Below are 5,938 nucleotides of genomic sequence, written 5' to 3'. Positions count from 1 at the left end.
TCTCAGTTACGGGGTGCCGGAACCTTGGCCAATTCTGCCTAAAATCGAGGTGATATGAAAAAATCTACACCTGTAAGCATGGGCACCCCCCCTCCTGATCTGGAAAACATGTTGGCAGCACTATTAAAACGCAGCGGTTTGAAAAACTTGTCGGTTGATGGAGTTCTGGCCATGGCCCAGGCTGGCCATCTCTGCCTGATTTTTGATGGTCTGGATGAAAAAGCGACCTTGATTGGCGACCAGGGCGCCAATGATCTGCTGAAAGAGATGCGCCGTGCCGCCCCTCCCGAATCATCGGGAAAGGTGTTGATTGCCTGTCGCACCCACTTTTTTCGCAGTCACCAAGATGAACAGGTGCGCATCAAAGGAAGTGTGCGGGACGGCTTTCGCGACAAGGATATTCGTTATCTCTATCTGCAACCCTTTGACGAACCACGTATCCTGGCCTATCTGGAGCGCCTGTTTCCCGGAAAGAGTGATGAGATTATCGCGCTTTTTCGTTCGGTGCATGATCTGCAGGATCTGGCCAAACGTCCTTTCCTGCTCAAGCTGCTGTGTGAAAGCATGGATTTTATCCGCCGCCGTGCTGTACCACAACAACGCATCACTGCAGGGGATATTTATGACGCCATTGTCGAGCAGTGGCTTGAACGGGATCAGGAAAAGGTGGGCTCGCGACGCTACCATATCATACCCAGCATGCTGCGCATGGCACAGCTCTTATGGCAACAACCAGAAGCACGCATCAACCATGAACAACTGTTTGCCTGGCAACAAAAGGAGGTTGCCGCTCCCGGTTCTGCAGCAGAGGGATGGATGCAATGGCACGAAGAGTTTAACGCCCTGCTGCGCAGCGCCACTTTTCTCTCTCGAGATGGCGATGGCAACTATCAATTTGCCCATAAATCGTTCCTGGAATATTTTCTCGCCCAGGCTATCGGCGAGGAGTTACGGAAAGGCAATGATAAGGTTTTACGCATACCTGCCCTCTCACCAGAGAGTGGTCATTTTTTCCTCGACGGTTTGGCGCAATGGGGAGCAACAACCCTTGCTGCCGCCTTGCAGGCTATTCTCGCAGCCCCCTATAAGAAACAAATCAGTGAAAATGCTGTGCAATTGATTGCGACCTGGCAAAGAGAACAACCAAAAACAGCGCCATATCCGACTCTCTGCCATTTGGAAGAAGCGGATCTGCGCCTAATAGATCTGTCTGGGGTGCAACTGGAGGGGGTTCAAGCTGAGCGGGCTAATCTCGAACATGCAAACCTTGATGGTGCACGCTTGCGGGGTTCGTTTCGGCAAGCCTTTCTTGAGTGGACTCAAGCTGCAGATGCCGATCTGTCCGAATGTGATTTTACCGACTGCGATTTAAGCCATGCCTATTTTGCGGGGGCAAACTTGAGAAAGAGCTGTTTGGATAGAGCGCAAGCTACTGATACCTACCTGCAACGTGCCGATCTGCGTGGTGCCACTTTGCGGAACGCTCAATTAATTCATACCCGTTTGGCCTGGGCAACTTGGGATAAAGAGGCGTTACAAAACGCACAGCTAGACTCTGTTTCCATCTTGGAGGGAACACCAAGTTCCTCCACTTCTTGTTTTAGCAAGCCAATGATAATATTTATTTTTGAACTAAATATTATTTCTCTATCTTATCAAGACGACACAAAAACAATTACCATAACCAGTGAATCTGGCAAAACAGTAAAATGGCGACCTGGTTTACAACCTTCATTTGAAGCAGAACAACCTCTGCCTGCCAGCATTGCCAACAAAACGCCACTCACCGAAGCTGTCAATAGTGATGGCACGGTAAGAATGGAAATAAACAATAAATGCGTGCAACTATTTAACACCCAAACCGAACAAAAGATGGCTACTTTGTACGCTAGTGAAGATGGCAGATGGCTGGTGTTGGATCCGGATGATAAGATCATGGCGTGTAATGATGCGGGCCTCAAGCGAGTGCGCTTTGCACATAACGGCTGCCTCTATCCCGGTACAGAGTTTGCTGGCTGTTTTCCCGATCGTGTTCCGGAAGGTTTATGGTAGAGGAAGCTGTTATGAACAAACCCGCTCTGTTTCTCTTGCTCTTTGAGCTGTTATTCTCTGTGCCTTTATCTGCGGGCGAGCTGGAACAGCTTCGGATACGGGCGGAAGCGCAGGAGCGGGAGGCGCAATATCGTTTGGGGGAGCGCTATTTTGAGGGCAAGGGGGTAGCCATCGATTATGCTGAGGCGATGTATTGGTGGCGACGGGCTGCCGAGCAGCAGGATCCGCGTGCCCAAAATGGGGTCGGAACCCTCTATGATAATGGCAAAGGGGTAAAAAAGGATTATCGGGAGGCGGCGCGCTGGTTTCGTCTGGCCGCCAATCAGGGTCACCTGATGGCCCGGCGCAATCTGGGCTGGATGCACGAAAAGGGACAAGGCTTTCCGGTCAATCTGGTCAAAGCCTATAAATGGCAATATCTTGCGGAGATGAGCCGCAAGCCCCGCAGCAGCCCACAACTGACTCTCCCCTGCCCACTCTGTGACAAACTGGCGCAAAAAATGACCCCAGAACAAATCGCCCAAGGCCAACAACTGGCCCAGCAATGGCAACCTAATGATCCAGAAGAGTGATTACTTTAGCAAAGAAAGAAGAGAGCGATGTTTAACGAGCGTTTGCGGAAAAATTGTGTGTTCTGTTTTTTTCCCGCATCTCTTGCAGATCCTCTTCGCTCAAAAACCACCCCAACTGCAAGCTCACATTGCCACGCGCCAGACGTTGGACCACTGCGCGGGCATTTTCACGGGAACGATCCTGCGCAAGCTCTCCGCTTAAAAATCTTCCTGAGCGTATATTGCGGAAAAAAGATTGCGCTACCGTTACGATAGAGTGCACCATTGTAGACGACCCTCACATTTTTTACCCTGTACCCAAGCATGGCGATGGACAACTCACAAACTCTTCCCAGCAAACCTATGCTCACGATATTGCTTTAGTAAGACAAAAATTCTAACCGTTCCAACATCTCCTGTCAAGTACCATTCCCCTGCAAACCTGTTTGCCTTTCCCCTCTGTTGCCACAAGCAAAACGGTGCAGGTCGGGCTCCGCCCTCCCAAAGAGTGCCCCTGCGGGGCACCGATTGTCGCGGCGTGCGCGAATGCTTCGCATTCGCTTCTGGTAAAACGCCGCTGCATGCAGGACTCCGTCCTGCACCTGCCAGGAGGGGATAATCCCCTCCTGGACCTCCGTAATAATTTTTGTTCTTATGCGCTTGCCTGATTATGAAACTGACAGCTCCTTCCCTCCTTCCTTCCCTCTTTATACCCCCCAACTCTCATCCTCTATTCTATAATCTGGACACCTCGACACTTCGACACTGTTTTTAAGGTTAGAGACGCTGGCGCTCTTTCCGCCGGAAACCTCAAAATTGCTGTCCAAGTGTCGATGTGTCGCCAAACGCAAACCAACTATCCAGGTGCCATTAGAACGACGGGTCAACAAACCACGATCGGTCAGCTTGCGCGTAAACTGCGTGGAAGAACAGGCACGATGTCCATTCACATTCGTCCAATGCGTATACCTCTCATAAATAAACGATGCCTGAACCTCGGCATGCGTATCAAAAACTGTATGCTCCTCCAAAAATTGCCCAATAATATCCGATTCACTGCGATAGGCTTGCGTCGCCTCTCGTACCGCCAACGGCTGCTGCAAACCCTCACGCTGCCAGGATAAACAACCCTCCACCGCCCAGCGCAATATCCCAGGCATCTCCTGACGCAGCTTTATTGGCAACTGCCGATCCCGCTCCGCCTCCGCTATCGGCGCTCCAAAGGGTATTAAATGAATCCGTCGCCATATCCCTTGATCGGTCCCACGAATCACTGGCTTATAGTTGCCTAACATCCATAACTTGAAGACGGGACGAAACTCAAAATATTCCTGATGTAAAAAACGCGCCGTCAAGGTATCGCCGCCAGTCATCTCTTTGAGCTTGGCCTCGTGCAAACGCGCACCCTCTTCTACCTCCGAACTGGCTACCAAACGTGCTCCCACCAAACCCGCTATATCATTGGAAATCGCTCCACCCTGAGTGCGCAACATCAACGAATCAGCAGGCAAACGCCGGGCATATCGCCCCAGCAACTCAAATATCACCTCCAAAAAGGTCGATTTACCATTTTGACCCACGCCAAAACAGTAAAAAAAACATTGCTCTGAGGTGTCACCGCTCAAGGTATATCCTACCGCCTTGCGTAAAAATTCCACCCGTTCCGGATCATGACCCATGATCCGATCGATAAACTTTTCCCATAACGGTGCCTCGGCCTGCGCATCATAGACCACCGGTAGCGAACGCGATAACAGATCCTCGCGCCGATGCGCCCGTAACTGCCCATCGCGTAACGACAAGGTGCCATTACTGCAGTTTAACAACCAGGGATCAGAATCCAACTCTTCCGGGCGTAAAATCACTTGTGGTTCATTGCGCGCCAGACAAATGGCATTTTCAATAGCCGCCCGGCTCTGCGAGCGCAATGCAAAACGAAAACGTGCATTTTTTTCAGTGGCATAGACACTCTCATCCACCCGCTGCAACAGCGACAAGATACTTCCCTTGCAGCGTCGGACCACCTCTTCGGTCTCATCCTGCTGCCAATGGCTGCCGTTCCACACATACCAGCGGTTCCATTGCCGCACATAACGTAAATCTTCCCCATGCTGTTGCACCACCATCCGTGCATTACCCAAATCACTCTCGGCCAGCAGCTCTTCTGACACTGCGGGCTGTTCACCCACCTCTTCGGCAGGCGCCATCTGCCACTCGCGGCTGTTTTGAGTCAGCCATTGACGGCACTGTTCACTGCTCCAGCCTTCTGTTTCGGCATCGGCCAGATCCCAGCCATTGGCTGCTGTGCTGGGCGGTTGCACCCAATATATCTGGCACTGCAAGGTGTGCAGATGGTTGGCCAGCCAGTGCATGGCTTTTTCTCCTGCGCTATCGGCATCGGGCCACAGATAGAGGGTACGTCCCTGCAGCAGTTGCCAATTGCTCAAGGCGACGGCGTTACTGCCACCACTCCAGGTCAATGCCAGCAGCTCTGGCAACAGGCGACGGGCGGCATCACACGATTTTTCCCCTTCGACAATCAGCAGATCTTGTGCATGATTTTGCAGCAGTTCCAGCCCATAGAGAGGGCGTGGTGCAGGATAGCTGCTGCGCTGCCATGCTCTTTTGCCATCGTTCTGCCTGAGCAGGATATGGGGTTGAAAGAGTTTGCGTTGCGGAGAGGATTTGTCGATGGGATCGTGACGGCTCACATAGAACAGACCTTCACCTTTTTGGTTACGGTAGAGCCATCGGGCGCTGAGGCGCATACCTTGTGGTGAGCTCAAGGGTGGTGGTTGTATTTTTTCAGGTATAAACGCAAGTGGTTTTTGTGCATGGTTTTTTTGTTTAGTTGGCCGTGCAGAGGAAGTTTCGCTCAGGTGGATACCGAGGCGGGAGGCGAGTTGGCGTGCGGCTTCGCTTTGGCTGATTTTATTGCGGGCGGCGAGCAGAGCGATCAGATCACCGCCGCGTTCGCCGCTGGCGAAGTCGGACCAGAGACCATTATTGAGGTTGATGGAGAGGGATTCGCCGACTTCGCCGTTGAGGTTACCGACGGTATATTCCCAGCCACGTCGTTTTCCTTGTGGAAACCATTCACGGAGCAGCGTTTCCGCCTGTTGGTTGGCGCGGGCGGCGATAGTGGCAAATGGTAGAGCAGGCTCCCTGGACATCATGACACTCCCCTTACAAACAAAATAGATTTTGGCATATTTCACAGCAGCCTCTGTTGTGCAGACGCATATGCCACACACAATCGTAAGCGTCCATTTCTCCCCAGGGTATCCATTTATTTTGAGAGGTGAGACCATCCCAGAAAACACATTTTTCAGGAG

4 protein-coding genes are annotated in these 5,938 nt (G+C 51.8%); 2 read left to right on the top strand and 2 right to left on the bottom strand.

Features of this window, described 5'->3' with window-relative positions; all coding sequences use genetic code 11:
* Positions 1 to 54 precede the first annotated feature (54 nt).
* A complete protein-coding gene (locus tag EJP87_RS13300) occupies positions 55 to 2,052 on the top strand; it encodes an NACHT domain-containing protein (RefSeq protein WP_130472358.1) in 1,998 nt (665 codons plus the stop codon).
* 11 nt (positions 2,053 to 2,063) lie between these two features.
* Positions 2,064 to 2,624, top strand: a complete 561-nt coding sequence (locus EJP87_RS13295; protein ID WP_193771381.1) for a tetratricopeptide repeat protein — start codon at positions 2,064 to 2,066, stop codon at positions 2,622 to 2,624.
* Between the two features lie 31 nt (positions 2,625 to 2,655).
* Here the strand turns inward: EJP87_RS13295 and EJP87_RS13290 are convergent, their stop codons facing one another.
* Positions 2,656 to 2,889 carry a hypothetical protein gene (locus EJP87_RS13290; RefSeq protein WP_130472356.1) on the bottom strand — a complete coding sequence of 78 codons (234 nt, stop codon included), beginning with the start codon at positions 2,887 to 2,889 and terminating at the stop codon, positions 2,656 to 2,658.
* A 421-nt stretch (positions 2,890 to 3,310) separates the two neighbouring features.
* Positions 3,311 to 5,779 (bottom strand): phage/plasmid primase, P4 family, encoded by a 2,469-nt coding sequence (locus EJP87_RS13285; RefSeq protein WP_193771380.1) that lies wholly within the window; start codon positions 5,777 to 5,779, stop codon positions 3,311 to 3,313.
* Positions 5,780 to 5,938: the final 159 nt, after the last annotated feature.

Origin of the sequence: Candidatus Magnetaquicoccus inordinatus, from assembly GCF_004217665.1 — a bacterium.
Taxonomy (GTDB): Bacteria; Pseudomonadota; Magnetococcia; order Magnetococcales; family Magnetaquicoccaceae; genus Magnetaquicoccus; species Magnetaquicoccus inordinatus.
The sequence above is the reverse complement of the archived record's forward strand: the minus strand, read 5'-3'. Positions and strand labels throughout refer to the sequence as shown.

What these genes read in the sequence shown, in the direction of transcription:
- EJP87_RS13300 (WP_130472358.1), top strand. Translation starts at nt 55, where the DNA reads ATGAAAAAATCTACACCTGTAAGCATGGGCACCCCCCCTCCTGATCTG.
- EJP87_RS13290 (WP_130472356.1), bottom strand. Translation starts at nt 2,889, where the DNA reads ATGGTGCACTCTATCGTAACGGTAGCGCAATCTTTTTTCCGCAATATA.
- EJP87_RS13285 (WP_193771380.1), bottom strand. Translation starts at nt 5,779, where the DNA reads ATGATGTCCAGGGAGCCTGCTCTACCATTTGCCACTATCGCCGCCCGC.
- EJP87_RS13295 (WP_193771381.1), top strand. Translation starts at nt 2,064, where the DNA reads ATGAACAAACCCGCTCTGTTTCTCTTGCTCTTTGAGCTGTTATTCTCT.